We start from the raw sequence: 25614 nt of genomic DNA, 5'->3' as shown, positions 1-25614 counted from the left end.
CTGCTCGCCGTCTGACACAACCGATCATGTGTTGCGACGATCCCTAGAAACCGCCAATCCCTGGAGGGCCTCTGCCGCTGAACGCGGTGTTGTGGGCGCGGACGGTTTCGAACCGCCGACATCCTGCTTGTAAGGCAGGCGCTCTACCCCTGAGCTACGCACCCGGATCCCGGGCCACGCCCAGGACGAGTCGACAGCCTACATTGCCCGGGGCACGGTCCCGCAAACCCGTATCGCAGGGCGGCGGCGGGTGCCGCACCTGGGGTTAACCCCACCCCATTCCGGGAGTGTGCCGGATCCCCCTGCGGGCCCCCGCTCCATACGGTCGTAGAGCGCCCGAGGCGCCCGTCGTCCGTCCAGGGGGAGATCGTCATGACCACACGCACCGCCGCTGCCCGCGCCACCGCCCTCGCCGGGGCCGTCGTCGTGCTCGTCGCGGGGCTCAGCGCCTGCGGGGCGTCCGCCGAGGACGACACGGACCCCGACCACCGGTCCTTCGGCCTCCAGGGCCGCACCCTCACCGTCGACTCCGACGACTCCGCCCTCGAGATCGTCGCGGCCGACCGGCATCCGGCGGGCAAGATCGAGGTCACCCGCTGGTTCCAGGGCAAGGCCGCCATCGGCACGGCCCCCAAGGCCACCTGGTCCTTGCGGGACGACCGGCTGGTCCTGCGAATGAAGTGCTCCGGCATCGTCGTCGACTGCTCCGCCAAGCACCGCATCGAGGTGCCCCGCGGCGTCACCGTCAAGGTCCGGGTCGGCGACGGCAGCGTGCGGGCCCGCGGCTTCCACGACTCCCTGAACATCCGCACCGGCGACGGATCCGTCCGCGTCACGGACACCACCGGCCCCGTCGAGCTGCGCACCGACGACGGGTCGATCCGGGTCAGCGACACCACCGGTCCCCTGCGGCTGCGCACCGGCGACGGATCCATCCGGGCGGACGTCTCCTCCCGTGACGTCCGCACTCACACCGGTGACGGCTCGGTCCGCCTCGAACTCGGCGTCGTACCGGACCGCGTGGAGTCCCGAAGCGGTGACGGCTCCGTGACCATCGCCGTGCCCCGGGCCGGCTACCGCGTGACCACCGAGACCGGCGACGGCGGCGTGGAGGTGTCCGTGCCCCGCGACGACAGCAGCGCCCATGTGGTGTCCGCCCGGACCGGCGACGGCAAAGTGACGGTCCGAACAGCGAACTGACCGGCCCGTGTGTTCGTCCATAACCGGTGGGAGAATGACACCGGGCAGGGTGGACCACAGCACGGGAGAGGGATGTGACGGCGACACCAGGACAGCCGGACTCGCCGTCGGCGCCGCGCGCACACCGCCCGCGTCGCCCCGCCCCCCGTACGCCGGGCCGCACTCGTCGCTCCACGTCCCGTACGCCGGGCCGCCCGCTCCAGGACGCGCTCACCCTGATCGCGTTGCCGCTGGTGGCCGCGCTGGCGCTGCCCGCCGCCTTCGCGGGCGGGGGCACCCGGCGCTGGTTCGGCGGCCGGGCCGAGAACCAGCGGGCCGAGGCCCAGGCGGCGAAGGACGCCGCCGCCGCCGCGTTCTACGAGCTCGACACCGCCCAGCGCGACCTGCGCATCTCGATCGAGACGATCACCGCCGTCGACGACTCGCCCGCCGCCCGGCGCGCCGTGGCCGACTTCGACGCTCTCGGCAACCGCATCGACGAGGCCAGCCACCGCTACATCAACGCCGTCGACGCCCACGACCTCGACCGCGACGACCTGGAGGCCTCCGCCGCCTCCCGCGCCCGTGCCGAGCTGACCGCCGCCAAGGAGGAACTCGGCCGGGTCAAACAGGAGCTGGACCGGTTCACCGAGGGCCTCGGGCCCCTCCTCGGCAAGGCCGAGACCCAGCTGGCCCGGCTCGCCCCCGCGGTCGAACGGGCCCGCCAGTCCCTGCTCGCCGCATCCGACGCCCTGGACGCCGTACGCGCCGCCGGGCTCAGGGCGGACGATCTCGCCGCCCGGCTCGCCTCCCTCTCGCCCGAGCTGACCAAGCTGAACCAGGGCGCCGGACAGCACGGCGTACCGCAGACCCTGGAGCGGGCCGCGCGGGTCACGCGTGAGGCCGAGGCGGTCCGCGTGGAGGCCGAGCGGCTGCCGGACCGGGCTGCCGAGATCGACCACCGACTCGTCTCCCTGCGCACCCGCGCCCAGGCCCTCACCACCCGCTCCGAGCAGGTCGAACCGACCCTGAGCGAACTGCGCCGCCGCTTCACCGCGGCCTGCTGGCAGGACCTGCAACACGTCCCCGACAGCGCCGCCGAGAACGTCCGCCGGGCAGAGACCAAACTGGCCGAGGCGCGCACCGCCCGGGGCGAACAGCGCTGGGCCGACGCGACAGCCCTGCTGTCGACCGTGCGGGCGCTGCTGAACAGCACCGACGAAGCCGTCTCCGCCGCGGGCGACCGGCTGCACCGTCTGAACGCCGTGCAGAAGGACCCCCAGCAGGAGATCGACCGCACCCGTTTCGCCATCCGCGACGCCCAGCGCCTCGCCATGGCCGGCCGCAACACCCCCGACCCGCGCCACGCCCGCCCCCTGGACGACGCCGTGGCCCGCCTGGACCGCGCCGTCGCCACCCTGGAGGGCCGCCACCCCGACTACTGGCACTTCCTCACGGAGACGGAAGCGGTCCGCCAGGCGGTGGCCCACGTGGTCTCCGGGATCCGCGAGGAGCGAGGGGCCGGACACTGAGCCCGGCCCCCGCCCGTTCTCAGGTGCGGTAGGCGTAGTAGTACGCGTTCGGGTACGACGCGACGAGGCTCGCCACCGACCTGCGGAGGGTGTTGTTGGAGTGGTAGGTCACGTACGGCACACCGCCGCTCTTGTACGTGACGATCATCGTGTGGTCCTTGGACCCGTCCCGGTCGAAGTCCATCTGGAGGACGTCACCGACCTCGAGCTGGAAGACGTTGGCGAGCGGCGTGGTCCGCTTGGAGTTCTGGGCGAACCAGGACCACTCGTTGACGCCCACGAAGGAGTCCGACTGGATGTCGGCGTTGCCGAACCACTTGGTGTAGTCGTACACGTAGCCGGGGGCGTGCTTCCAGCCGCCCGCCTTCAGGGACTGGCTGACGAAGTTGGTGCAGTCGCCGCCCGCGCCGTGCCCGCTGAAGTCCGGGTAGTCCTTGTTGTAGACGTTCCAGTACTTCTCAGCGTAGGCCGCCATGGCCTTGTAGTCGTACGTCGTGCCGGTCTTCGGGGCGGCGGCCGGGTTGGGGGTGATCGCCGCACGCGCGGCGTTCGGCGTGGTGTTGTCGGCGGCGGTGGTCGCCTTGACGGGGGCCGGCTTGGAGAGCGTGTTCACCGCGAGACCACCCTCGTCGGTGTCGCGGATGCCGGTCAGCCGCCAGTCGCCCTGCCGGTCGGCCTTGAAGGTCAGCTCGTGCCGGGCCTGGAATCCGGTGGTCTTCGGCGCGTCGCCCCGGGCTCCGGCGTAGGTCAGGGTCGTGGTCTCGGTGACGTCCGCCTTGGCCGTACGGCCCGTCACCCGCGTGGCGTTCAGGGTGACGGTGGTGCTGGCCTTGCCGTACGTCTCGCCGGCCTTCGCCAGCCTCTCCTTGCGCTGCCCCAGCGCGGACAGGGTGGCGTCCTCGGTGCGTGCCGTGCCCGAGGACAGCGCGACGTCGCCGGAGAAGCCGTCGGTCAGTGGCTTGTCCGCGCCGGCCTGTCCGCCCTTGACGAGGGCGTTGGTGCGGTCGGTGAAGACCGCGTCGGCCAGCCGCTGGAAGGTGGCCTTGGTCCGCGCGTCCACCGTCGGATCGTCGCTGACCGCCGCGCCCGCGCTCCAGTTGGGCAGCAGGGCGACTCCCGCGACGACCGAGGTCGCCGCGGCCCCGAGTATCGTGACGCGGCGGCGCGTCCCGCTCAGTTTCCTTGATTTCACTGGTGTTTCCCCTCTTGCCCCGGCCGAAGGATGACCGGGGTAGGAGATCTTTGCATGGAATGTGCGGCCGCTGTGAAGGGTGTTGCGCCTGTTTCTTGCGGACCTGATCACTTCACGACGGTCGACCAGTCGGGCGACTGTGCCGGGTCCAGGCCGCGCAGTCGTTGCAGGGTCCCGGGCTTCTGCACGTCGAGCCAGTCGGCCAGTTCCCTGAAGGACACGCACTTGACGCCCTTCTTGGTGCACATGTCCTTGATGACCCGGTCGACGGCCCGCATGTAGATGCCGCCGTTCCAGTCCTCGAAGTGGTTGCCGATGAACAGCGGGGCCCGGCTGCCGTAGTACACGCGGTTGAAGCCGGACATGTAGGAGGCGACGGTCTGCTCCTCCCACTCGGGGTACTTCGCCGGGTCGCCCTCGGTCTCCCCCTCGGACTGGTTGTAGAGGAAGTTGAAGTCCATCGAGAGGCCCTGGTACGTGCCGCCCTCGTACGGGAGCATCTGCAGCGGGAAGTCCCAGATGCCGTTCTTCTTGCCGGGCCATATCTGGAAGTCGCCCGCGGAGCTCGCGTCGTAGCGCCACTTGTAGTCCTTGGCGGCCGTCAGCAGGTTCTTCTGGCCCTCCAGGCAGGGCGCGCGGCCTCCCGTGACCTCCTTCCTGACGTCGAACGGCAGGGGGTCGACGTCCTGGAAGCCGGTGTTGGTCTTCCACTTCTCGGTGAAGTCGTAGAACTGGTCGATCTCGCTCTTCCACTCCGCGACGCTCCAGTCGCCGCCGCCCTTCTTGCCGCAGAAGTGGCCGTTGAAGTGGGTGCCGATCTCGTTCCCGTCCTGCCACGCCTTGCCGAGTTGCTCCAGTGTGGTGCGGATGTGCTCGTCGGTGGCGAAGCTGATCGCCGCCGAGCCCTTGGCGTGCTGGGGCGGGGTGTAGAGGTTCTTCTTGCTCTTGGGCAGGAGGTAGATGCCCGTGAGGAAGAAGGTCATGTGGGCGTCGTACTCCTCGGCCAGCTCCCGGTAGTGCGAGAAGAGCCCGTCGTCGCCCTGCAGCGCGCCGTCCCAGGAGAAGACGACGAACTGCGGCGGCTTCTCGCCCGGTTTGAGCGGCACCGGCTTCAACTGCCCGTGCCGCGGGCCGGTGTAGGAGGTGGAGCCGTCCCCGAGGACCTTCGTCCTGCCGTCCCACCGGGGTTCCTGGTCCGGCTTCGCCGAGCCTGCCTTGTGACCCCCCGAGGAGGCGGTCGGGGTGGTGGTGTCCGAGCGGCTCAGCACCACGTAGCCCGCCACCAGGGACGCGACGACGAGGAGGGCCGCCAGGGTCAGCACCCCCGGGGGCACGGCGCGACGGGGTGCGCGGGGTCGGCGGCGGCGGCCGGACGGCGATATCATGCGCGGCTCATTCTGCGAGGGGGGAGGTGGCGGTGGGGGGACGGGGCGGGGCCGGGCTCGGGGATCAGCCGATGCCGCGGGCACCCGACCAGATGCGGTACGGGACGCTGTCGCCGGCAGAGCCCGCGATCCCGTCCAGCGGCAGGGGTTCGAGGCTCTTGGTGAGGTCGATGCGGTAGGCCACCACGGCCGTCGACACGGAGTTGGCCGTGCCGACGTACCAGGCGGCGGTGTCGTTCTGCGTGGTGCCGGCCTTCCCGGCCACCGTGGCGGTCGTGACCGCCCCCGGGCGGGCGGTGCGGAAGGCGTCCGTGAGGGCGGACTGGACGGCCTCGGCCACGCTCGCCCTCACCGCACGGCGGGCGGCGGGCTTCGTCAGCGCGACCTCGGAGCCGTTGCGGGTGATCCGGGCCACCGAGTACGGCTCGACGTGCTTGCCGGCGGCGGCGAACGTGGCGTATCCGCTCGCCATGCGGATCGCGCTGGGCGTGGCACTGCCCAGCGACATCGCGGGCACCTGCGGGCCGAAGCTGGAGGAGAGCAGGCCCGCCCGCTGGGCGGTGTCCCGCACCCTGTCCAGGCCGGTGTCCATGCCGAGCTGCATGAACGGCGTGTTCACCGACAGGGCGAGCGCCCGGCCCAGGCCGATCCGCCCGTAGGACTTCCCGCCGTCGTTGCGGGAGGTGACCTGCTTGCCGCCACGGTCCCAGTAGGGGCCCTCGGGGGTCCGCACGGCGATGCCGTCGTCCCCGTCGTACGGCGTCTGCGAGGTGACCTCGGTCGCGGCGCCGTCACGGGTGCGGTGCACACCGTGCTCCAGGGCCGCGGCGTAGACGAACGGCAGGAAGGCCGAACCGGCGGGGACAGTGGTCGCGTTCGACTCGTTGTAGCCCTGCTCACGGTGGTCGGGGCCGCCGTGGACGGCGAGGATGCGCCCGTCGGCGGCCACCGAGGAGGCGCCGAAGTGCAGGGCCTTCGCCTTGGCCGGGTCGTCCTTGCGGGCCCGCTTGCGGGCCTTGTCCACGGCGTCGGTGAGCGCGGTCTCCTGCTTGCGGTCAAAGGTCGTGTAGATCTGGTAGCCGCCCAGGTCGAACTCCCTGGCCGTCAGGTGCGCCGCCTTCTTGGCGTACTGGGCGGCCAGTTCCACCAGGTAGTCGCTCTGCTTGCCGGTGTCGAACCCGGGCGCCCGCTTCAGCGGCTCGGGGAACTCCTTGTACCGGGCGCGCTCGGCCTTCGACAGCGCGCCGGTGTCGACCATGCGGTCGAGGATCCAGGACCAGCGCTCCACCGCCCGGGCGTGGTTGGCCTGGCTCACGGACGGGTCGTAGAGCGAGGCGCCCTTGAGGAGGGAGGCGAGGAAGGCGGCCTCGCCGGCGTCGAGTTCGCCGACGTCCTTGCCGTAGTAGGCCTGGGCGGCGCGCTGGATGCCGTAGGTGCCGCGGCCGAACCAACTCGTGTTGAGGTAGCCCTCGAGGATGTCGTCCTTGCTCATCCCGTTGTCGAGCTTGAGGGCGAGCATCGCCTCGGTGAACTTGCGGCCGACCGAGCGGTCCTGGTTGAGGTAGACGTTCTTGACGTACTGCTGGGTGATGGTGGAGCCGCCCTGCGTCTCCCCCTGGCCGACGGTGCGCCACAGGGCGCGGCCGACGCCGCTGAGGGATATGCCGGGGTCGCTGTAGAAGCTCGCGTTCTCCGCCGCCAGCACCGCGCCGCGGACGTCCTCGGGTATGTCCTTCAGGGGCATCGCCTGCCGCCGCACCCAGCCGGTGCGGGCCATGGGCGTCCCGTCGGACCAGAAGTAGACGTTGTCCTGCTGGGTGGCGTACGAGTTGAGGTTGTCCGGGATGTCGGTGGCGGCGTAGGCGGAGCCCAGCAGGACGATGCTCAGGCCGGTGAACGTCAGCGCGGCACCGAGCCACTGCCGCCAGGAGGGCGCCCAGCGCCGCCAGCCGGTGCGGTCGGCATGCGGATAACAGGGCCGCAGGCGGCGGGCTTCCAAGGCGACGCGGGCGGCGAGTCGTGCCGGTCCCGGGGCGGCGGCGGACAGACGGGACAGGGGGGACGTCCGGGGGGCTCTGCGCCGGCGGCGCGACCGGTCGGGGCCATTCCCGTCCGCGGCCGTACCGGAGCACGCCTTCTCCTTGTCGGTCGCGGCCGCCTCGACGATGCGCAACATGACGGTCTCGTCCGCATTCATGGAAGCGGGGACCTTCAACTGCATGGTCTCGTCCGATTCCCGCCCAGCCTTGGACACGGCTGTCTCCCTCCCGCTCACCATGGTGCTCGCGCGGAAGGACATGGCTGCCGTGCTCGACGGCAGCGAGCCCTTTCGTTCCCCCGCCTTCACGGCTTCTCGCGACGATCGAAAGTTATCAGCGGCCTTTACAGGTCCTCCACACCGGTACGGCAACAGTGATCAAAGCGATTCCCGAAGGATGTCACTTCCGTCGGCGCGGATTAACCTGTCTCCATGCCTCGCTACGAGTACCGCTGCCGGACCTGCGGCGACACGTTCGAACTCAGCCGTCCCATGGCCGAGTCCTCCGACCCCGCGGCCTGCCCCAGCGGGCATGACGACACGGTGAAGCTCCTCTCCACGGTCGCGGTCGGCGGCTCGGCCTCCGCCCCGGCACCGGCGCCCCGCGCGGGCGGCGGCGGCGGGGGCGGCTGCTGCGGAGGCGGCTGCTGCGGCTGACGCGGCCGCCGGGTTTCCTCAGGAGTCCTTCAGCTTCGGTTCCCTAGCGTGGCGGCATGACAGCCATCGCAGCGGACGCCGGGCCGCAGTGGGTCAACGACCTGATGGACGGGCTGGGCGCGCCGGGTGCCGGTCTCGCCATCGCCCTGGAGAACCTGTTCCCGCCGCTGCCCAGCGAGGTGATCCTGCCGCTGGCCGGGTTCGCCGCGAGCAGCGGCCGGATGAGCCTGCTCGCGGTCCTGCTGTGGACGACGGCCGGCTCAGTGATCGGCGCGCTCGCGCTGTACGGCGTCGGCGCGCTGCTCGGCCGTGACCGGACGGTGGCCATCGCGGCCCGGCTGCCGCTGGTGAAGGTCGCGGACATCGAGAAGACCGAGGCATGGTTCCTCAAGCACGGCACCAAGGCCGTGTTCTTCGGCCGGATGATCCCGATCTTCCGCAGCCTGATCTCCGTGCCGGCGGGTGTCGAGCGCATGCGCCTGCCGGTGTTCCTGGGCCTGACCACCCTGGGCAGCGCCCTCTGGAACACGGCGTTCGTGCTCGCGGGCTACTTCCTCGGCGCGAACTGGCACCAGGTCTCGGACATCGTCTCCGCCTACTCGAAGGTGGTCCTGGCCGTAGCGGTGGTGGCGGTGGCGGTGTTCATCGCAGTGCGGCTGTTCCGACGCCCCAAGGGGACGCGCCCCGAAGGGGCGCGGGGCTGTGTCGATGTGCGGCTCCGCCGCGGTGCGCGAACGGCCACGTCGGCGCCGCACCCGCACGACGACCAGGACACCCGAGTTCTCAGGCGCCCGGCCCAGGCCGAGCGTCAGCGCCCCTCACTGCCCCCAGAAACTCCCTGAGGATCCGCTCCCCGGCCGCAACGCCCCGCTCGGGAAGCGCCCTGATCGTGGGTGCCGTGAACCCCGTGTCGGCCAGCTCCCCGTGCCCCGGCCGCCAGCCCCGGTCCGCCGCGAGGAGCAGATCGGCGTCGAGCAGGGAATCACCGGCGGCGAGCGTGAGATCGGCCCCGGTGCGCCGGGCCACCTCGCGCATCGCCGCGCTCTTGGTGAGCGGCTTGGGAACGGCGTAGATCTTGCGGCCCTGGAGGGACACGGTCCAGCCGCGGTTCTCCGCCCACACCGCGAGTTCCTTCACCCAGTCCTCGTCGAGCAACTCCCGCTCGACGACGAGGTAGGCGAAGAGGTCGTCGGCGACGCGGTGCTTGCGCACCCAGACGGGGTCGGCGGCCCTCAGCAGATGCTCCTGCACCTCGGCCAGCGGCGCGCACTGGTCGGCCAGCCGTGCGGTGACCTGCGCGTGCCAGTCGGGGTCGGACACGCCGTCCACCAGCAGATGGCCGCCGTTCGCGCAGATCGCGTACGTGGGCGCGGGACCCGGCAGGTTGCACCAGCAGATGGCCGCCGTTCGCGCAGATCGCGTACGTGGGCGCGGGACCCGGCAGGTTGATGCGCAGGTACTGCTTGCGCGTCCGGGTGGTCGTCGGCACGAACACGGCCGCGTCGCCCAGGTCGGTGAGCAGCCGGGCGGCCGTCTCCGTCATGTACGACAGCGGCTTGCTCTCGTGCACCTCCACGCACAGCAGCCGGGGCGCCCGCGCGTCCGGCATGGTCAGGGCCAGGGCCGCGGCGGAGTAGATCAGGGTGCGGTCGAGGTCGCTGGCGACGATGGCGGGCATCAGAGGGCCACCGCCTTGCCGTCGGCGCCGGTCGCACCCCGGGTGTACTGGGGGTGGATCAGGCCGACGCAGCTGTAGGGCAGTCCCCCGACCTCCTCGACGGGCACGCCGCGTTGTTCGGCCAGCAGGCGCACGTGGTCGAGGTCGCTGCCCGCCCCGGCGCGTGCCAGGACCTTCCACGGCACGCGGCGCAGCATGACCCGGGTGGTCTCACCGACGCCGGGCTTGACGAGGTTCACGTCGTGGATGCCGTACTCCTCGCTGATGCGCTCGACGGCGGCCCAGCCCTCCCAGGTGGGCGAGCGGTCGGCCGCGAGCAGTTCCTTGGCCTGGGCGACGGCCGCGTCGGCGACCTCGGGGAAGCGGGCGGAGACGGCGTCCAGGAAGGCCACCGAGACGTCGGTGGCGGCGAGTTCGCGGTAGAACTTCGCGCCGTGGAAGTCGTGCGGGCCGACCAGGTCGGCGCGGAGCACGGTCCGCGAGATCAGGCCGGAGACGGTGGAGTTGAGGCAGGCGGAGGGGATGAGGAAGTCCTCGCGGGTGCCGTAGGTCCGCACGCAGGAGCCCGGGTCGGCCAGGACCGCGATCTCGGGGCTGAAGCCGCTGATGCCGTCGGTCTTCTCGAACTCCTCCAGGGCCTGGGCGAGTTCGCGGGTGATGGCGCCCTTGCCGGTCCAGCCGTCGACGAAGACGACGTCCCGGGGGTCGTGGTGCTCGGCGAGCCAGCGCAGGGCGTTGGCGTCGATGCCCCGGCCGCGGACGATCGACACGGCGTAGTGCGGCAGGTCGAGGCCGTGCCGGTGCTGGGCCCAGCGGCGCATGAGGATGCCGACGGGGGTGCCGGCGCGGGCCAGGGAGACCAGGACGGGGCGGGGTGACCGCTCCGCGAGGACCGTCTCGGTGACGACACCGACCGCCTGGGCGATACGGGCCGCCGACTCCTCCAGCGCGGCGTGGAACAGCTCCTGGTACTGCTCGCTCGGCTGGTACTCCACCGGCAGCGACTCCGCGTAGTGCGCGCCGCCGCTCTGGATCGCCTCCTCGCGCTCCTCGGTCGGCGCCTCCAGCGTCACGTCCGAGAGGTCCTGGAGCAGCCAGCCGACCTCCTCGGGCGCGTACGACGAGAAGTGGGGGCCGCGGAGGGGCTCGGGCAGCATGCGGGGCCTTTCAGGGGCGTACGACGGTACGACGGCGAGGAGGACCTCGGGGGTGTGCGCGGCGAGCCGGGCCAGCAGGCCGTCGGGCGCGTGCAGGGCGAGGGTGTCCGCGGCCGAGTCGACGACGGCGACGACGGCGTCGAACCCGGCGCCCGCGACGTTGTAGGCGTACCGCTCGCCGGGGCCGTCGGCGGGGTCGTCGTGGGCGGGGAAGGCGAGGCGGGTGCGTATCGCGTAGCCGGGGTCGTCGACCGCGAGGACGGGTGAGCGGGTGGTGGTCGAGTAACGGACCTCCATGTCCGTCACCCGTTCCAGCTCCCGGGCCAGCCTCAGCGGCGCGTACATCAGCTCCTCGAAGCCGAGGATGTGCACGCGGCGGGCGCCCCCGGGCAGCGCGTGGGCCAGGCGGCGGGCCATCGCCGGGAGGGCGTCCTCCAGGCGTTCCCGATGGGCGGGGGTGAAGCCGTGACGTCCGCCGTCCGGCAGGTCGTGGGGCCAGTGCAGGTCGATGCGGGTGGCGTGGGGGGCGGTGCGGTCCTCGTCCGGGCGCGGGCCGGTGGGGGCTGGTCGCGCAGTTCCCCGCGCCCCCAGGGGGTCGGCCTCCTGGTCGGCTTCGACGGCAGCGCCGCTGTTGGGGGGCGCGGGGAACTGCGCGATCAGCCCCGACGGCGCCGCACCCGCCGACGAACCCCCCGCCACACTCTCGGTCGCACTCTCCGACTCGTACCGCGCCACCAGCTCCTGCCCCTTCTCCAGCACCCCCTCGGGCAGCCGCACGGTCCCCGAAGCCGCCGTGACCAAGTCGACCCGGGCTCCGATCTCCTCGGCGAATTCCGCGAGGCGCCCCGCATCCGCAGGCGACCGCATGTCCACCAGCGCCACCACGACATAACGCCGCCGCGGATACCGCGCGTGAAGATCACGGACAGTGTTCAGCACCGTGTTGCCCGTGGAGAACTCGTCGTCGACCAGGACCAGCGGTCCGTCACCGGCCAGCAGGGCCGGGTCCTCGGGCAGCAGCAGGTGCGAGGTCGCATGCGAGTGGGACTCCTCGAAACCGCCGGCCGGGTCGAGACCGGCGATCGGGCGGCGCGTGGAGTGCAGGTAGGGGGCGAGGCCCAGCCCGTCGGCGACACAGTGGCCGAGCCCGGTCGCGGTCTCCGCGTAGCCGAGGACGACGGCCCTGCGGGCCTCGTCGTCGCCCAGCAGCTCACGCACCCGGCGGCCCAGCTCCCAGCCGTAGCCGTACACGACGGACGGCGACTGCGGTACGTGCTTGCCCAGCACGTTCGACACGAGCAGATGGGCCCGCTTGGGGTTGCGGCGCAGCGCCAGCCCCAGCAGGCCGGTCAGCCCGTCGTCGCCGACGAGCTCGACGCCGAGCCGCTCGGCGACCCAGTCGCCGGACCAGACGCCGTCGGCCCCGTCGGCCGGCCCGGCCGCCGCATCGGCGCGCACCTCGTGGTGCTCCCCCTCGTTCACTGCCCTCTCCGCCTTCTCCGTCTTCTCGGCCTTCTCCATGAATCCCTTGCGTCGTGCCGTCAGCCCGGCAATCCCGCGGCCAGCAGTTCCACGAAGCCGATGTCCTGGTTGGCCACGCCGAAAACCTCGGCACGCAGCAGGGTCCGCTCGGCCCAGGCCCGGTGCGGCTTCACCTCGTTCATCTTGTTCGTGTACGCCGATCTCAGCACACCCCCGCCGCCGCGCTCGGGGCGCAGGATGTCCTGGGCGTCCGAGAACTCCTCATGGCTGACGACCGACAGGGCGTGCACCGGCAGCACGTGCGAGGGGTGGATGCAGGTCTTGCCCAGCAGGCCGTTGGCGTGGTCCAGGGAGATCTCCCTCAGCAGGCCGTCCATGGCGTGCTCGATCAGCTTCTCGCGCAGCTCCGCGGCCTGCACCTCCAGGAAGGGGCTCTGCCGCAGCAGCGGCTTGAACATGCGCTCCTGGACCCGGAAGTACTCCCACACCGGCCCCGTGACGGTGAAGCCGGTGCCGTCGGCGCGGCCCAGCATGTTCACCACGTCGGCGATCACGGCGGCGACGATCTGCACGTCGTAGGCCGTCATGTCGGGGCCTCTGCGCAGCCCGTAGGAGGAGCAGAAGTCCGTCACCCCGAGGCGCAGGGCGAGGACGCGGTCGCGGTACTTGTCGACCGCGCGGGAGATGCCCTCCAGGGTCTCCACGCGCGACTCGCGGTAGAGCAGCTCCGGGGACTCCAGGACGGGCATGGCGAAAAGGCGACGGCCACTTTCGGCCTCGGCGGTCGCGAGGGCCTCCAGGAAGGGAATGCCGCGTTCCTCGGTGAACTTGGGCAGGACGAATCCGGACAGCTGCCGGACGGCGGGTCCGAGACGTCGTACCAGGTCGGGTATCTGCTCGGGGGCGCGGACCCGGATGAACAGCAGGGGCAGGTCGGCGTCCGGGAGGTCGTCGAGGGCGGTGAACTGGCGGACCAGGTTCTCCTCGCCGGGGCCGACGTCCGCGTCGTCGATCGAGTCCTCCAGGCACAGCACCATCGAGACCACACCGCGCCCGGCCTGCTTGAGGACGTCGTCGGCGAGGCGCGGACGGGTGGCCGGGCTGTACAGCGTGGCGCCCAGGGCGGCGGCGAGCAGCCGGGCCGGGGAGTCCGGGGTGAACACGCACGGTTCGCGGAAGAAGAGACGCTTCCGGACCTCAGGGGCGATGTGCCCGAAATGACGCATGAAACTCCCCCGTGGTGGTTGTGCGGCCTGCGAATCGATGAAAGGTGGCCGGTAATAGTACGTAGAAGTCCATGTCAGAGGTTCCCGTCAGGCATGAATTTCAGGTAACGCGGGCAAGCACAGCGAGGCCCGGCCATGACGACGGTAGTCCGCCACGGCCGTCGGCGCCGCTCGTGAGCGCGGCCCCCCGCGTTGTCGTGAGCAGGACCGAGAAGGCAGGATGACCGCATGACGCACGCGATGCTGAAGGGGTCGAACGTCCCTCTGGAAGCCACCACGGTACGGGCCGTGCTGCGCTGGACACCCGGGCAGGGGGTTCCGGACGTCGACGCCTCCGCGCTGCTCCTCGGCCCCGACGGTCGTGTGCGCTCCGACGAGGACTTCGTCTTCTACAACCAGCCCCGGCACCCGGCCGGAAAGGTGTGGCGGCTCGGCAAGAAGCGGGTCGCCGAGGGCCTGACCGACACGATCCAGACAGACCTCACCGGTGTCGAGTCGGAGGTCGGCCGGATTCTGCTGGTCGCATCGGCGGACGGCGTGACGTTCGACCGTGTACAGGCCCTGCGCATCCTGCTGTACGACGCCGCGGACACCGGCGCGGAGGCGCTGGCGTACTTCGACGTCAAGCCGGAGACGGGCGAGGAGACCGCGCTGATCTGCGGCGAGCTGTACCGCCGCGGGGAGGGCTGGAAGTTCCGGGCGCTGGGCGAGGGCTACTCGAACGGGCTGAAGGGGCTCGCGACCGACTTCGGCATCTCGGTGGACGAGTCGGAGGCCCTGGAGGAGCCGACCACGACGGTCCCCGCGCCCCCCACCACGAACACGCCCGCGCAGCCGACGACCGGCGGCCCGGCGCAGCAGACCCCCGATGTCTCCCTGCCGCTGCCCCCGGAGCAGCCGAACGCGGTGCCCACGCAGCCCGGCTACGGGTATCCGCAGCAGCCGCCGGCCACGCAGCCGGCCTACGGCTACCCGCAGCCCACGAGCCGTCCCGCCTACGGCTACCCCCAGGCACCGGCCACGGCGGGCGCAGCGGGGGGACAGACCGGCTACGGCTACCCGCCGGCGGCCACCACGGCCCCCGACCCGGACTTCCGCCTGCCCCCGCAGGGCCCGCAGTTCATCGGCCGTTAGGGCCGGTCGTCCGGATCAGGTCGCAGACGGGATCCGAACGACAGGCCTGGCCGGACCCCGCCCCTGCGTTCACCGGGGCTCCCCCGGTCAGCGGTCGACCTTCGTCTTGTAGCCCCGCCCCCACTGCAACCCCCACCCGTACAGCCGGTCCAGCTCGGCCTGGAAGCCGTAGACGAACTTCGCCTCGCGGCGGACCACGATCTCGTCCTTCACCTTCTCGATCATGACGACGGCGCAGGAGCGGGCCTGCGGCTGGCGTTCGTCGAGGTGGATCTCGATCCGCGGGCCGCTGCTCGGATAGAGCGTGACGCTGGCGTGCGTGCGGTCGAAGGCGGGGGTCTGGTCGTAGATGTAGACGAAGACCAGGAGCCGCCTGATGTCGTCGCGGTGGTCGAGGTTGATGTACATCGTCTCGCCGGACCCGGAGCCGAACCGGTCGTCGCCGCTGAGCTTGACGTAGGGCGGGGCGTTGACGTCGCCGTAGTAGCCGCCGAGGGGCTGGACGACGCCCTTGCTGCCGTCCTGGAGTTCGTAGAGGCAGCCGAGGTCGAGGTCGACGTTGACCATGCTCTGGCTGTGGCCGACGACCTCGGGGGGCTTGAGGGCCCGGAAGGGATGGCGCAGCAGGCTCTCGCGCTGGTTTCCGCCGATGTCGGACGTGCGCATCCGCCAGCTGAGGTTGACGCGCAGATGGCCGGTGGCGGCGTCCTGCTTGGTGAGTGATATCTGCGCGCGCCGCTTGGTCAGCTCGATCGCGTTCGTCGCCGCGTGGCCCGAGTCGAACTGCACATCGCCACGCCGGAGTCCGTCGAACAGGCCCATTTCCGCCCCCCACGTTCACTTGGAGACCGCAGGTCACCGCTGTACCCGCGGCCCATGAAGACCGACGGGGCGGCCGCCGAGGAGTCCTCGGTGGCCGCCCCGCACAGAGCGTTCCTCGCTCAAAGGGGTGTCACACCCCGGACGGGACCTCAGTCTTCTCGTCCGAGCCGGCTTCTCCCTCGGCGGCCGCGAGCGCCTTGTTGCGGCGGACGGAGGACCAGAAGGAGGCGGCGATCAGGACCACGCCGATGAGGCCGGTGATGATCTCGTTGATCTGGTACTGGATGGTGATGAGCAGGAGCGCGGCGAGGGCGCCGATGGCGTAGTGCGCGCCGTGCTCCAGGTAGACGTAGTCGTCGAGGGTGCCCTGGCGGACCAGGTAGACCGTCAGCGACCGGACGTACATGGCGCCGATGCCGAGGCCGAGGGCCATCAGCACGATGTCGTTGGTGATGGCGAAGGCGCCGATCACGCCGTCGAAGGAGAAGGACGCGTCCAGGACCTCGAGGTAGAGGAACATGAAGAACGCGGCCTTGCCGGCCAGGGCGACGGCGGAGCGGGGCTTGCCGGTGCGCTCGGCCTCTTCCTCGGCCTCGTGCTCGCGCTCCTCCTCCTCTTCGAGCTTGTCCTCGAAGTAGCCGGAGAGCCCGCCGACGATCATGTAGGTGATCAAGCCGGCGATGCCGGCGAGCAGGACCGTCTCGGCCTTGTCGACGTGGGTGCCGCCGTGCTGGTGGGCATGGGTGGCGACGGTCATCGCCGAGATCAGCAGGACGATCAGGGCAATGCAGACCGACAGCATGTCGACCTTGCCGAGCTTGGCCAGCGGGCGCTCCAGCCAGCCGAGCCACTTGATGTCCCGGTCCTCGAAGATGAAGTCCAGGAAGATCATCAGCAGGAACATGCCACCGAAGGCGGCGATCGACGGGTGGGCGTCGGTCACCAGCTGCTGGTAGCGGTCCTTGTCGTTCAGGGCGAGTTCGACAGCCTTGATCGGGCCCAGCTGGGCGCTGATCGCGACGATCACGACGGGGAAGACCAGTCGCATGCCGAAGACGGCGATCAGGATGCCGACGGTGAGGAAGATCTTCTGCCAGAAGGCATTCATCTTCTTCAGGATCCCGGCGTTGACCACCGCGTTGTCGAAGGACAGCGAGATCTCGAGGACGGAGAGGATCGCGACGATGCCGAGCGCGGTCCATCCGCCGAACAGGACCGCCGCGACCAGGCCGAGCGCGGTGACCGCGAACGACCACCCGAAGGTTTTCAGAACCACTGGCTACCCAATCGTGTGTGTACGGGGCTCCCCCGCGCCGTACCCGGCTTTACGAACTTTTGAAGCCGAAGTCTAGTCGGACCCCCTCCGCACCCCTATGGGGCCCGGATTTTGCTCATAACGCGTTATGAGACGTTGACCCCGAAGTCCAGCGCGATGCCGCGCAGGCCCGACGCGTACCCCTGCCCGACGGCCCTGAACTTCCACTCGCCCTGATAGCGATAGAGCTCCCCGAAGATCATCGCCGTCTCCGTGGAGGCGTCCTCGCTCAGGTCGTAGCGGGCGAGTTCCTGACCGTCGGCCTGGTTGGCCACCCGGATGAAGGCGTTGCTGACCTGGCCGAAGGTCTGGCCGCGCTCGTCGGCCATGTGGATGGAGACGGGGAACACGATCTTGTCGCACTGCGGCGGCACCTTGGAGAGGTCGATCAGGAGCGACTCGTCGTCGCCGTCGCCCTCGCCGGTGAGGTTGTCACCGGTGTGCTCGACCGAGCCGTCCGGGCTCTTGAGCTGGTTGTAGAAGACGAACCACTCGTCCCCGAGCACGCGTCCGCCGCCGCACATCAGGGCGCTGGCGTCGAGGTCGAAGGGCGCTCCGGTGGTGGAGCGCGCGTCCCAGCCGAGTCCGACCATCACCTGGGTGAGGTTCGGTGCGGCCTTGGACAGGGAGACATTGCCCCCTTTGGCGAGCGTGACGCCCATGATGCTGTCCCTCCCCTTGGGCCACCGGCCCGATGGTGTTACTGAGGTGGTCCTGCGCGTCCGGCGCCGCACGTAAACCGTGCGGCGCCGGACGAGAGGACCTGCGGGCCCCGGCGTCAGGGCCCTTCAGGTGGTCGGTTCAGACGTTCACACCGAAGTCCTGCGCGATGCCGCGCAGGCCAGAGGCGTAGCCCTGACCGATGGCGCGGAACTTCCACTCCGCGCCGTGCCGGTAGAGCTCGCCGAAGACCATGGCGGTCTCGGTGGAGGCGTCCTCGCTCAGGTCGTAGCGGGCGATCTCCGCCTCGCCGGCCTGGTTCACGACGCGGATGAAGGCGTTGCGCACCTGGCCGAAGGACTGCTGGCGGGTCTCGGCGTCGTAGATCGAGACCGGGAAGACGATCTTCTCGACCTCGGCCGGGACGGCGGCGAGATTGACCTTGATCTGCTCGTCGTCGCCCTCGCCCTCACCGGTGATGTTGTCACCGGTGTGCTCGACGGAGCCGTCGGGGCTCTTGAGGTTGTTGAAGAAGATGAAGTGCTGGTCGTTGCCGACCTTGCCGGAGTTGTTCAGCAGCAGCGCGCTGGCGTCCAGGTCGAAGTCCGTGCCGGTCGTGGTGCGGACGTCCCACCCCAGACCGATGATGACCGCGGTCAGGCCCGGCGCCTCCTTGCTCAGCGATACGTTGCCGCCCTTGCTGAGGCTGACTCCCACGAGTCCTCCATTGGTGTCCAGGGGCGGGATGCCCCGTTGTGCTCGGATGTCGGATCAACGAGTCGATCCTAGTGACGGGTTCCCGCCGCTCGCAGGCCCTGAAGCCGAGAAATCAGCGGGTGTCGGCCGTGTGCCGCCCGACCGGCGTCACAGGGAGTCGAGCGCCTTCACGTACGCGTTCAGGTCGCGCGCGTCCGGCAGGCCGTTGACGACGGTCCACCGCACGACGCCCTCCTTGTCGATGACGAAGGTGCCGCGCACCGCGCAGCCCTTGTCCTCGTCGAAGACGCCGTAGGCGCGCGAGACGTTGCCGTGCGGCCAGAAGTCCGACAGCAGCGGGTACTCCAGGTTCTCCTGCTCGGCGAAGACGCGCAGGGTGTGGATGGAGTCGTTGGAGACGGCGAGCAGCTCGGTGTCGCGATCGGAGAACTGCGGCAGGTTGTCGCGCAGCTCGCACAGCTCGCCGGTGCACACGCCGGTGAAGGCGAAGGGGTAGAAGAGCAGCACCACGTTCTTGCGGCCCCGGAAGTCGGACAGCCGCACGGCCCGGCCGTGGTTGTCCTTGAGCTCGAAGTCGGGGGCCTTCTCGCCGACCTGGATCGCCATCGCTGTGGGTGTCCCTTCGTGGGGCTTTTCGGGTGAGACCACCCTACGCAGACACCGGCGCAGGCCGATGGGCGGGCCGACAGACGCCGGCCCGCCCAGCCGTACGGCTAACGCTTGGACTTGGCGGCCTTGGGCGTCGCCAGCCGGCTGCCGCTCCAGTCCTTGCCGACGCTGACGCTCTTGGACGCCGTCAGACCCGCCGTGGTGGCGGCTTCCGAGATGTCGCTCGGCTCCACATACCCCGAACGGCCGGTCTTCGGCGTGAGGAGCAGGATCGCGCCGCCCTCTTCGATGTACGTGGTGGCATCGACCAGCGAGTCCGTCAGGTCGCCGTCGTCGTCACGGAACCACAGCACAACGGCATCGGCCACGTCGTCATAGTCCTCGTCCACCAGGTCGGCCTCGATGATGCCCTCGATGGCCTTGCGGAGCTCCTGGTCCACGTCGTCGTCGTAGCCGATCTCCTGGACCACCTGCCCGGGCTGGAACCCCAGCCTGGCGGCAGGGTTCGTCCGCTCCTCCGCGTGGTCCGCGGTCGCGCTCACGGGTTGCCTCCTGATCATGTTTTGGGAATAACTCAGCCACGCGCGTGCGCGAAGCATTGGCCGTAGTCCACACGGGCGGGACCGATCGCGCAAGTACCCGGCCGTTCAGACCGCCGAAACGGTGACGATCCTGGCGGTGTCACCGCAACTTCAGGCACACCATCATGGTCCGAGGTGACACACACCACACCTTTCTGCCCTGTTTGGGCGTTTGGGAATCGTCTGTGGGTACGAGACTCGAAGGTATTCGCCCCATACGTCACGGAGTCGATCTCACGTCTGGGTTACCGCTCGGTAGAGATGACGTTTCCCGGCCCTGAGGTGGACCATGGACAGCGGCGCGCCCCCCAGCGACGACGCCCCGGCGACGACAGCGAAACAGCGGCCCTCGCAGGCCCTCTGACAGGTAAGGAACAGCGTGGCTTCCGCATCCGATCGCAACCCGATCATCATTGGCGGCCTTCCGAGTCAGGTTCCTGACTTCGATCCCGAAGAGACTCAGGAATGGCTCGACTCCCTCGACGCCGCCGTCGACGAACGCGGCCGGGAGCGGGCCCGCTACCTGATGCTGCGGCTGATCGAGCGGGCACGCGAGAAGCGCGTGGCCGTGCCCGAGATGCGCAGCACGGACTACGTGAACACCATCCCCACCAAGAGCGAGCCGTTCTTCCCGGGCAACGAGGACATCGAGCGCAAGGTCCTCAACGCCACCCGCTGGAACGCCGCCGTGATGGTCTCCCGGGCCCAGCGCCCGGGCATCGGCGTCGGCGGCCACATCGCCACGTTCGCGTCCTCCGCGTCCCTCTACGACGTCGGCTTCAACCACTTCTTCCGCGGCAAGGACGACGGCCTCGGCGGCGACCAGGTCTTCTTCCAGGGACACGCCTCGCCGGGCATCTACGCCCGCGCCTTCCTGCTGGACCGGCTCAGCGAGCAGCACCTGGACGGCTTCCGCCAGGAGAAGTCCAAGGCGCCCCACGCGCTGTCGTCGTACCCGCACCCGCGGTCCATGCCGGACTTCTGGGAGTTCCCGACGGTCTCGATGGGCCTCGGTCCGATCGGCGCGATCTACCAGGCGCGCATGAACCGCTACATGGAGGCGCGCGGGATCGCCGACACCTCCAAGTCGCAGGTCTGGGCGTTCCTCGGCGACGGCGAGATGGACGAGCCGGAGTCGCTGGGCCAGCTGTCCATCGCCGCCCGCGAGGGCCTGGACAACCTCACCTTCGTCGTCAACTGCAACCTCCAGCGCCTCGACGGCCCGGTGCGCGGCAACGGCAAGATCATCCAGGAGCTGGAGTCGATCTTCCGCGGTGCCGGCTGGAACGTGATCAAGCTGGTCTGGGACCGCAGCTGGGACCCGCTGCTCGCCCAGGACCGCGACGGCGTGCTGGTCAACCGGATGAACACCACGCCCGACGGGCAGTTCCAGACGTACGCCACGGAGACCGGCGCGTACATCCGCGACCACTTCTTCGGTGACGACCACCGGCTGCGGGCGATGGTCGAGGGCATGACCGACGACCAGATCCTGCACCTGGGGCGCGGCGGCCACGACCACAAGAAGATCTTCGCGGCGTACAAGGCGGCCGTGGAGCACAAGGGCCAGCCGACGGTGATCCTCGCCAAGACGATCAAGGGCTGGACCCTGGGCCCGAACTTCGAGGGCCGCAACGCCACGCACCAGATGAAGAAGCTGACGGTCGACGACCTCAAGCGCTTCCGCGACCGTCTGCACCTGCCGATCCCGGACAAGGAGCTGGAGTCCGGCGTGCCGCCGTACTACCACCCGGGCCGGGACTCGGAGGAGATCCAGTACATGCACGACCGCCGCAAGGGGCTCGGCGGTTACGTCCCCACGCGCGTGGTCCGCTCCAAGCCGCTGGCGCTGCCCGAGGACAAGACCTACGCGACCGTGAAGAAGGGGTCGGGCCAGCAGTCCATCGCGACGACCATGGCCTTCGTCCGGCTCCTCAAGGACCTCATGCGGGACAAGGAGATCGGCAAGCGGTTCGTGCTGATCGCGCCGGACGAGTACCGCACGTTCGGCATGGACTCGTTCTTCCCGAGTGCGAAGATCTACAACCCGCTCGGCCAGCAGTACGAGTCGGTCGACCGCGACCTGCTGCTCGCCTACAAGGAGTCGCCGAACGGCCAGATGCTGCACGACGGCATCTCGGAGGCCGGCTGCACGGCGTCGCTGATCGCCGCCGGTTCGGCCTACGCGACGCACGGCGAGCCGCTCATCCCGGTCTACGTCTTCTACTCGATGTTCGGTTTCCAGCGCACCGGCGACCAGTTCTGGCAGATGTCCGACCAGCTTGCGCGCGGTTTCGTCCTGGGCGCGACCGCCGGCCGTACGACCCTGACCGGTGAGGGCCTCCAGCACGCGGACGGCCACTCCCAGCTGCTGGCGTCCACGAACCCGGGCTGCGTGGCGTACGACCCGGCGTTCGGCTTCGAGATCGCCCACATCGTCAAGGACGGCCTGCGCCGGATGTACGGCAGCACCGAGGAGCACCCGCACGGCGAGGACGTCTTCTACTACCTGACCGTCTACAACGAGCCGATCCAGCACCCGGCCGAGCCCGAGAACGTCGACGTCGACGGCATCCTCAAGGGCCTCTACCGCTTCAGTGAGGGCACGGCGGGCTCGATCCCCGCGCAGGTCCTCGCGTCCGGTGTCGCGCTCCCCTGGGCCATCGAGGCGCAGCAGATCCTGGCCGAGGACTGGAACGTCAAGGCGGACGTCTGGTCGGCGACCTCCTGGAACGAGCTGCGGCGCGAGGCCGTGGCCTGCGAGGAGCACAACCTGCTGCACCCCGAGGAGGAGCAGCGGGTGCCGTACGTGACGCGCAAGCTCGCAAACGCGCAGGGGCCGGTCGTGGCCGTGTCCGACTGGATGCGGGCGGTTCCGGACCAGATCGCGCGCTGGGTGCCGCAGACGTACCAGTCGCTCGGCGCGGACGGCTTCGGCTTCGCCGACACGCGTGGCGCCGCCCGGCGGTTCTTCCACATCGACGCACAGTCGATCGTGGTGGGCGTGCTGACCGAGCTGGCGCGTGAGGGCAAGGTCGACCGCTCCGTGCTCAAGCAGGCCATCGACCGGTACCAGCTGCTCGACGTGTCGGCCGCCGACCCGGGGGCCGCGGGCGGCGACGCATAACACGTCAAGCCCTGTCAAGGGGTGGTGCGCATCACGGGTACACCGTGGGCACACCACCCCTTCACCTTTTCTACGATGCCGCCATGCAGCAGCACTCGGCCCAGCTCCGCTGGGAACACCACACGCAACGGCCCCTCTTCGGCCTGGCCCTGGCCTTCGCCGTCGCCTACGCCGTGCCGATCGTCCGGCCCGACGCCGACCGGGACGTGGTCGAGCTGTGCACGGTGGTCGAGTGGGTGGTGTGGGCCGCGTTCGCCCTCGACTACGGCGTACGGCTGGCGCTCGCGCCACACCGGCGGGCGTTCATACGGACGCACTGGCTCGACCTGGGGGCGGTGCTGCTGCCGATGTTCCAGCCGATGCGCTTGCTGCGGCTGGTCTCGACGCTGCTGCTCGTCGGGCAGCGGGCGCGGATGGCTTCCCAGATACGGCTGACGACGTATGTCGTGGGTGCCGTGGTCGGGTTGCTGATGTTCGGGTCGCTGGCCGTGCTGTCGGTGGAGCGGGACTCTCCCCACGGGAACATCAGGACACTGGGTGACGCGGTCTGGTGGTCCTTCACGACGATGACGACCGTGGGGTACGGCGACCACGCGCCGACCACCGGGCTGGGGCGGATGCTGGCGGTCGGGCTGATGCTGTCCGGGATCGCGCTGCTCGGTGTGGTGACGGCGAACATCGCCGCCTGGTTCATCGCCCGCTTCGAGAAGGACGACGTCGAGGAGCGGCGGCAGACCGAGGCGATCCGGGAGCTCACGGAGGAGGTGCGGGCGCTGCGGGGGGAGTTGGCGGAGCTCAAGGGGACCCGGGTGGAGCGATGAGAGGGCCCCCGGCCAGGCGGCCGGGGGCTCTTCCCACATTCTTCACCCGGGTCAGAACATGCCCATGCCCGGTGTGGCCGCTCCGGACAGCCAGATGATGGCCAGGAGCGTGTCGATGGCGCCCAAAACCAGGGCGACGACGGCCGCGGTGGGGCGGGAGCCCGACCACGCGCGGCCCATGGCGAGCCAGCCGCAGACCATCGCGGCGGGACCGAGAACGATCCCCAGCACGAAGAAGCCTGCAACGGCGCAGATGACTCCGATGAGTCCGAGCGTCGCGCGATCCGTCCCGGCCCGTGACCACGTCCGGCCACGTGAGCGGGGGTGCCTGCGCGTACCGTGTCCGAAGCTCGCCATCATCAACTCCCGTAAACCCTCGATCGGTTGGGGTTCTCTTCGGGTATGACATGGCGGGTACCCCGTCGGTGCGGGTTAATCCCGCTGCCTGCGCGCCACCCCCCTCCGGCGGCGCGCCGCAGCGTCCGTCCTCCATGCCCTGCGGAAGACGTGACCCACTGTGACCTGCTCCGCGCGCCGGAGGGGAGGGTTCGGCGGTTGTGTTCACCCTGATGAGGGAACGAACCGCCGGACCGTCAGATGTGCGCGGCGCCCGCGCCGGCTTCCGCGTTCTCGCCGCGCTTGGTGAGCAACGCGACCAGCACCGCCACCACGGCGACCCCGGCCGCGACGAGCGAGGCCGTGCTCATGCCCGAGATGAACGTGTCGTGCGCGACGCCCGTGATCTTCGCGGCGATCGCGTCCGGTGTGCCCGGCGCCACCGGCGGGACACCCACCTGGACCGCCTCGGAGGCCTGGTGCTCCTGCTCCGGGGTGAGCGGCGGAAGGCCGGCCTTCTCCCAGTTGCCGGCGAGGTCGCTGTTGACCTTGGAGGCCATGACGGCACCCAGCACGGCCGTACCGAGGCTGCCGCCGATCTGCATGGCGGCCTGCTGGAGGCCACCCGCGACGCCCGAGAGCTCCATCGGGGCGTTGCCGACGATGACTTCGGTCGCGCCGACCATGACCGGCGCGAGGCCGAGGCCCAGCAGCGCGAACCAGAGCGACATGATGCCGCTGCCGGTGTCCGTCTCCAGCGTCGACATCCCGTACATGGCGATCGCGGTGAGCGCCATGCCGCCCGCGAGCGGGACCCGGGGGCCGAGCTTGGTGATCATCGCGCCGGCCAGCGGCGAGCCGACGATCATCATGCCGGTGAGCGGCAGCAGGTGCAGGCCGGCGTCGATCGGGCTCATGCCGTGGACGTTCTGCAGGTAGAAGGTCACGAAGAACAGGCCGCCCATGAACGCGATGGCCATCAGCACCATCAGCACCACACCGGCGGACAGCGCCACGGAACGGAACAGCGCGAGCGGGATCAGCGGCTCCTTCACCTTCGTCTCCCAGAAGGCGAAGACCGCGAAGCACAGCACCGAAGCACCGAGGAACGACACCGTCTTGACGTCGCCCCAGCCCCACTCGGACGGCGGGGCCTTGATGAGCGCCCACACCAGGCAGAACACCGCGGTCGACAGCAGGGCGATGCCCAGGAGGTCGAAGGAGCGCGGGGCGTTCTCGGCGCGGTGGTCGAGCAGGATCAGCACGCCGAGGACGACGGCGAGGACACCGACCGGCACGTTGATGAAGAACACCGACTGCCAGTTGACGTGCTCGACGAGCACGCCGCCGAGGATCGGCCCGCCCGCGGTGGACGCGCCGATGACCATGCCCCAGATACCGATGGCCATGTTCAGCTTCTCGGCCGGGAAGGTGGCCCGCAGCAGGCCGAGCGCGGCCGGCATCAGCAGCGCGCCGAACAGGCCCTGGAGGACGCGGAAGACGACGACGAACGCGATGCTGTCGGACAGTCCGATCGCGCCCGAGGCGGCGGCGAAGCCGACGACGCCGATGAGGAAGGTCTGCCGGTGACCGAAGCGGTCGCCGAGCTTGCCCGCGGTGATCAGGGAGACCGCGAGGGCGAGGAAGTATCCGTTGGTGATCCACTGGACCTCGGCGAAGGTGGCACCGAGGTCCTTCTGGATCGCCGGGTTGGCTATGGCCACGATGGTGCCGTCGAGGGCCACCATCATGACCCCCACAGCGACGGTGATGAGGGTGAGCCAGGGATGCCCTCGCAACCCCTTGCCCGGCGTCGCGCCCGACGTCCCCGCCGGTGCCTCGTCCCCCGGCCCCGTCGTGTCGATGGTGGTCTGACTAGTCATACCGGGAGGTTAGTGTCAGCCACTGACAGTTGACAAACCAATTCGCCGGTCGGTGACTGACACGACATCCCGTATAGCCTGAA

Annotated in this window: 20 protein-coding genes, 1 tRNA gene and 1 pseudogene; 7 read left to right on the top strand and 15 right to left on the bottom strand. The window is 70.2% G+C overall.

What is annotated here, in order from left to right; genetic code table 11:
• Positions 1–92: 92 nt before the first annotated feature.
• Positions 93–164, bottom strand: a tRNA-Val gene (locus tag FDO69_RS17930).
• 208 nt (positions 165–372) lie between these two features.
• Here FDO69_RS17930 and FDO69_RS17925 point away from each other — a divergent pair.
• Positions 373–1200: a DUF4097 family beta strand repeat-containing protein gene (locus FDO69_RS17925; RefSeq protein ID WP_104780817.1), complete on the top strand. Its 828-nt coding sequence runs from the start codon at positions 373–375 to the stop codon at positions 1198–1200.
• A gap of 74 nt (positions 1201–1274) precedes the next feature.
• Positions 1275–2711 carry a coiled-coil domain-containing protein gene (locus FDO69_RS17920; RefSeq protein ID WP_104780816.1) on the top strand — a complete coding sequence of 479 codons (1437 nt, stop codon included), beginning with the start codon at positions 1275–1277 and terminating at the stop codon, positions 2709–2711.
• Between the two features lie 19 nt (positions 2712–2730).
• Here the strand turns inward: FDO69_RS17920 and FDO69_RS17915 are convergent, their stop codons facing one another.
• The 3 genes from FDO69_RS17915 to FDO69_RS17905 form a co-directional block, all read right to left on the bottom strand.
• Entirely contained in the window at positions 2731–3903 is a 1173-nt protein-coding gene (locus tag FDO69_RS17915) for an amidase domain-containing protein (RefSeq protein ID WP_104780815.1), read from the bottom strand.
• A 107-nt stretch (positions 3904–4010) separates the two neighbouring features.
• Entirely contained in the window at positions 4011–5288 is a 1278-nt protein-coding gene (locus tag FDO69_RS17910; RefSeq protein WP_104780814.1) for a polysaccharide deacetylase family protein, read from the bottom strand.
• A 64-nt stretch (positions 5289–5352) separates the two neighbouring features.
• Positions 5353–7509 carry a transglycosylase domain-containing protein gene (locus FDO69_RS17905; RefSeq protein ID WP_170320903.1) on the bottom strand — a complete coding sequence of 719 codons (2157 nt, stop codon included), beginning with the start codon at positions 7507–7509 and terminating at the stop codon, positions 5353–5355.
• Positions 7510–7758: 249 nt separating this feature from the next.
• Between FDO69_RS17905 and FDO69_RS17900 the strand changes: the two genes are divergently transcribed.
• Together FDO69_RS17900 and FDO69_RS17895 are read left to right on the top strand one after the other, a co-directional pair.
• Positions 7759–7983 (top strand): FmdB family zinc ribbon protein, encoded by a 225-nt coding sequence (locus FDO69_RS17900; RefSeq protein ID WP_104780813.1) that lies wholly within the window; start codon positions 7759–7761, stop codon positions 7981–7983.
• Between the two features lie 56 nt (positions 7984–8039).
• On the top strand, positions 8040–8825 hold the full coding sequence (locus tag FDO69_RS17895) for a DedA family protein (protein ID WP_104780812.1): 786 nt from the start codon (positions 8040–8042) through the stop codon (positions 8823–8825).
• Here FDO69_RS17895 and FDO69_RS17890 read toward each other — a convergent pair.
• From FDO69_RS17890 to FDO69_RS17880, 3 genes and pseudogenes are all read right to left on the bottom strand, one after another.
• Positions 8767–9661: pseudogene (locus FDO69_RS17890) on the bottom strand (HAD family hydrolase). The gene FDO69_RS17895 and the pseudogene FDO69_RS17890 sit on opposite strands and share 59 nt — an antisense overlap.
• Entirely contained in the window at positions 9661–12339 is a 2679-nt protein-coding gene (locus tag FDO69_RS17885) for a phosphoribosyltransferase (RefSeq protein WP_234387978.1), read from the bottom strand. The pseudogene FDO69_RS17890 and the gene FDO69_RS17885 overlap by 1 nt, the downstream one beginning before the upstream one ends.
• A gap of 20 nt (positions 12340–12359) precedes the next feature.
• On the bottom strand, positions 12360–13526 hold the full coding sequence (locus FDO69_RS17880; protein ID WP_104780811.1) for an HpcH/HpaI aldolase/citrate lyase family protein: 1167 nt from the start codon (positions 13524–13526) through the stop codon (positions 12360–12362).
• Positions 13527–13754: 228 nt separating this feature from the next.
• Between FDO69_RS17880 and FDO69_RS17875 the strand changes: the two genes are divergently transcribed.
• Entirely contained in the window at positions 13755–14660 is a 906-nt protein-coding gene (locus tag FDO69_RS17875; RefSeq protein WP_104780810.1) for a TerD family protein, read from the top strand.
• Between the two features lie 87 nt (positions 14661–14747).
• Here FDO69_RS17875 and FDO69_RS17870 read toward each other — a convergent pair whose 3' ends face one another.
• The 6 genes from FDO69_RS17870 to FDO69_RS17845 form a co-directional block, all read right to left on the bottom strand.
• Entirely contained in the window at positions 14748–15482 is a 735-nt protein-coding gene (locus FDO69_RS17870) for a TerD family protein (RefSeq protein ID WP_104780809.1), read from the bottom strand.
• Positions 15483–15612: 130 nt separating this feature from the next.
• Positions 15613–16758, bottom strand: a complete 1146-nt coding sequence (locus tag FDO69_RS17865; RefSeq protein WP_104780808.1) for a DUF475 domain-containing protein — start codon at positions 16756–16758, stop codon at positions 15613–15615.
• Between the two features lie 125 nt (positions 16759–16883).
• A complete protein-coding gene (locus FDO69_RS17860; RefSeq protein ID WP_053672145.1) occupies positions 16884–17459 on the bottom strand; it encodes a TerD family protein in 576 nt (191 codons plus the stop codon).
• Between the two features lie 139 nt (positions 17460–17598).
• The gene (locus FDO69_RS17855; protein ID WP_104780807.1) at positions 17599–18174 is read right to left on the bottom strand and encodes a TerD family protein; all 576 of its coding nucleotides are present in this window, start codon (positions 18172–18174) and stop codon (positions 17599–17601) included.
• A gap of 147 nt (positions 18175–18321) precedes the next feature.
• A complete protein-coding gene (locus tag FDO69_RS17850; RefSeq protein WP_104780806.1) occupies positions 18322–18780 on the bottom strand; it encodes a peroxiredoxin in 459 nt (152 codons plus the stop codon).
• 107 nt (positions 18781–18887) lie between these two features.
• Positions 18888–19325: a DUF3052 domain-containing protein gene (locus FDO69_RS17845; RefSeq protein WP_031104104.1), complete on the bottom strand. Its 438-nt coding sequence runs from the start codon at positions 19323–19325 to the stop codon at positions 18888–18890.
• Between the two features lie 418 nt (positions 19326–19743).
• On the opposite strand from FDO69_RS17845, the gene aceE reads away from it, so the two are divergent.
• Both aceE and FDO69_RS17835 read left to right on the top strand, forming a co-directional pair.
• Positions 19744–22491 (top strand): pyruvate dehydrogenase (acetyl-transferring), homodimeric type, encoded by a 2748-nt coding sequence (gene aceE, locus FDO69_RS17840; protein WP_104780805.1) that lies wholly within the window; start codon positions 19744–19746, stop codon positions 22489–22491.
• Positions 22492–22574: 83 nt separating this feature from the next.
• The gene (locus tag FDO69_RS17835; RefSeq protein WP_104780804.1) at positions 22575–23312 is read left to right on the top strand and encodes a potassium channel family protein; all 738 of its coding nucleotides are present in this window, start codon (positions 22575–22577) and stop codon (positions 23310–23312) included.
• 51 nt (positions 23313–23363) lie between these two features.
• Here FDO69_RS17835 and FDO69_RS17830 read toward each other — a convergent pair whose 3' ends face one another.
• A complete protein-coding gene (locus FDO69_RS17830) occupies positions 23364–23672 on the bottom strand; it encodes a small hydrophobic protein (protein WP_104780803.1) in 309 nt (102 codons plus the stop codon).
• A 233-nt stretch (positions 23673–23905) separates the two neighbouring features.
• On the bottom strand, positions 23906–25531 hold the full coding sequence (locus FDO69_RS17825; protein ID WP_104780802.1) for an MFS transporter: 1626 nt from the start codon (positions 25529–25531) through the stop codon (positions 23906–23908).
• Between the last annotated feature and the right edge of the window lie 83 nt (positions 25532–25614).

The organism is Streptomyces tibetensis (genome assembly GCF_007655005.1).
Classification (GTDB): domain Bacteria; phylum Actinomycetota; class Actinomycetes; order Streptomycetales; family Streptomycetaceae; genus Streptomyces; species Streptomyces tibetensis.
This window is presented reverse-complemented; position numbering and strand designations above follow the sequence as displayed.

What these genes read in the sequence shown, in the direction of transcription:
- FDO69_RS17910 (WP_104780814.1), bottom strand. Translation starts at nt 5,288, where the DNA reads ATGATATCGCCGTCCGGCCGCCGCCGCCGACCCCGCGCACCCCGTCGC.
- FDO69_RS17850 (WP_104780806.1), bottom strand. Translation starts at nt 18,780, where the DNA reads ATGGCGATCCAGGTCGGCGAGAAGGCCCCCGACTTCGAGCTCAAGGAC.
- FDO69_RS17885 (WP_234387978.1), bottom strand. Translation starts at nt 12,339, where the DNA reads ATGGAGAAGGCCGAGAAGACGGAGAAGGCGGAGAGGGCAGTGAACGAG.
- FDO69_RS17860 (WP_053672145.1), bottom strand. Translation starts at nt 17,459, where the DNA reads ATGGGCGTCACGCTCGCCAAAGGGGGCAATGTCTCCCTGTCCAAGGCC.
- FDO69_RS17835 (WP_104780804.1), top strand. Translation starts at nt 22,575, where the DNA reads ATGCAGCAGCACTCGGCCCAGCTCCGCTGGGAACACCACACGCAACGG.
- FDO69_RS17900 (WP_104780813.1), top strand. Translation starts at nt 7,759, where the DNA reads ATGCCTCGCTACGAGTACCGCTGCCGGACCTGCGGCGACACGTTCGAA.
- FDO69_RS17825 (WP_104780802.1), bottom strand. Translation starts at nt 25,531, where the DNA reads ATGACTAGTCAGACCACCATCGACACGACGGGGCCGGGGGACGAGGCA.
- FDO69_RS17870 (WP_104780809.1), bottom strand. Translation starts at nt 15,482, where the DNA reads ATGGGCCTGTTCGACGGACTCCGGCGTGGCGATGTGCAGTTCGACTCG.
- FDO69_RS17895 (WP_104780812.1), top strand. Translation starts at nt 8,040, where the DNA reads ATGACAGCCATCGCAGCGGACGCCGGGCCGCAGTGGGTCAACGACCTG.
- FDO69_RS17875 (WP_104780810.1), top strand. Translation starts at nt 13,755, where the DNA reads ATGACGCACGCGATGCTGAAGGGGTCGAACGTCCCTCTGGAAGCCACC.
- FDO69_RS17880 (WP_104780811.1), bottom strand. Translation starts at nt 13,526, where the DNA reads ATGCGTCATTTCGGGCACATCGCCCCTGAGGTCCGGAAGCGTCTCTTC.
- FDO69_RS17925 (WP_104780817.1), top strand. Translation starts at nt 373, where the DNA reads ATGACCACACGCACCGCCGCTGCCCGCGCCACCGCCCTCGCCGGGGCC.
- FDO69_RS17905 (WP_170320903.1), bottom strand. Translation starts at nt 7,509, where the DNA reads ATGCAGTTGAAGGTCCCCGCTTCCATGAATGCGGACGAGACCGTCATG.
- FDO69_RS17830 (WP_104780803.1), bottom strand. Translation starts at nt 23,672, where the DNA reads ATGATGGCGAGCTTCGGACACGGTACGCGCAGGCACCCCCGCTCACGT.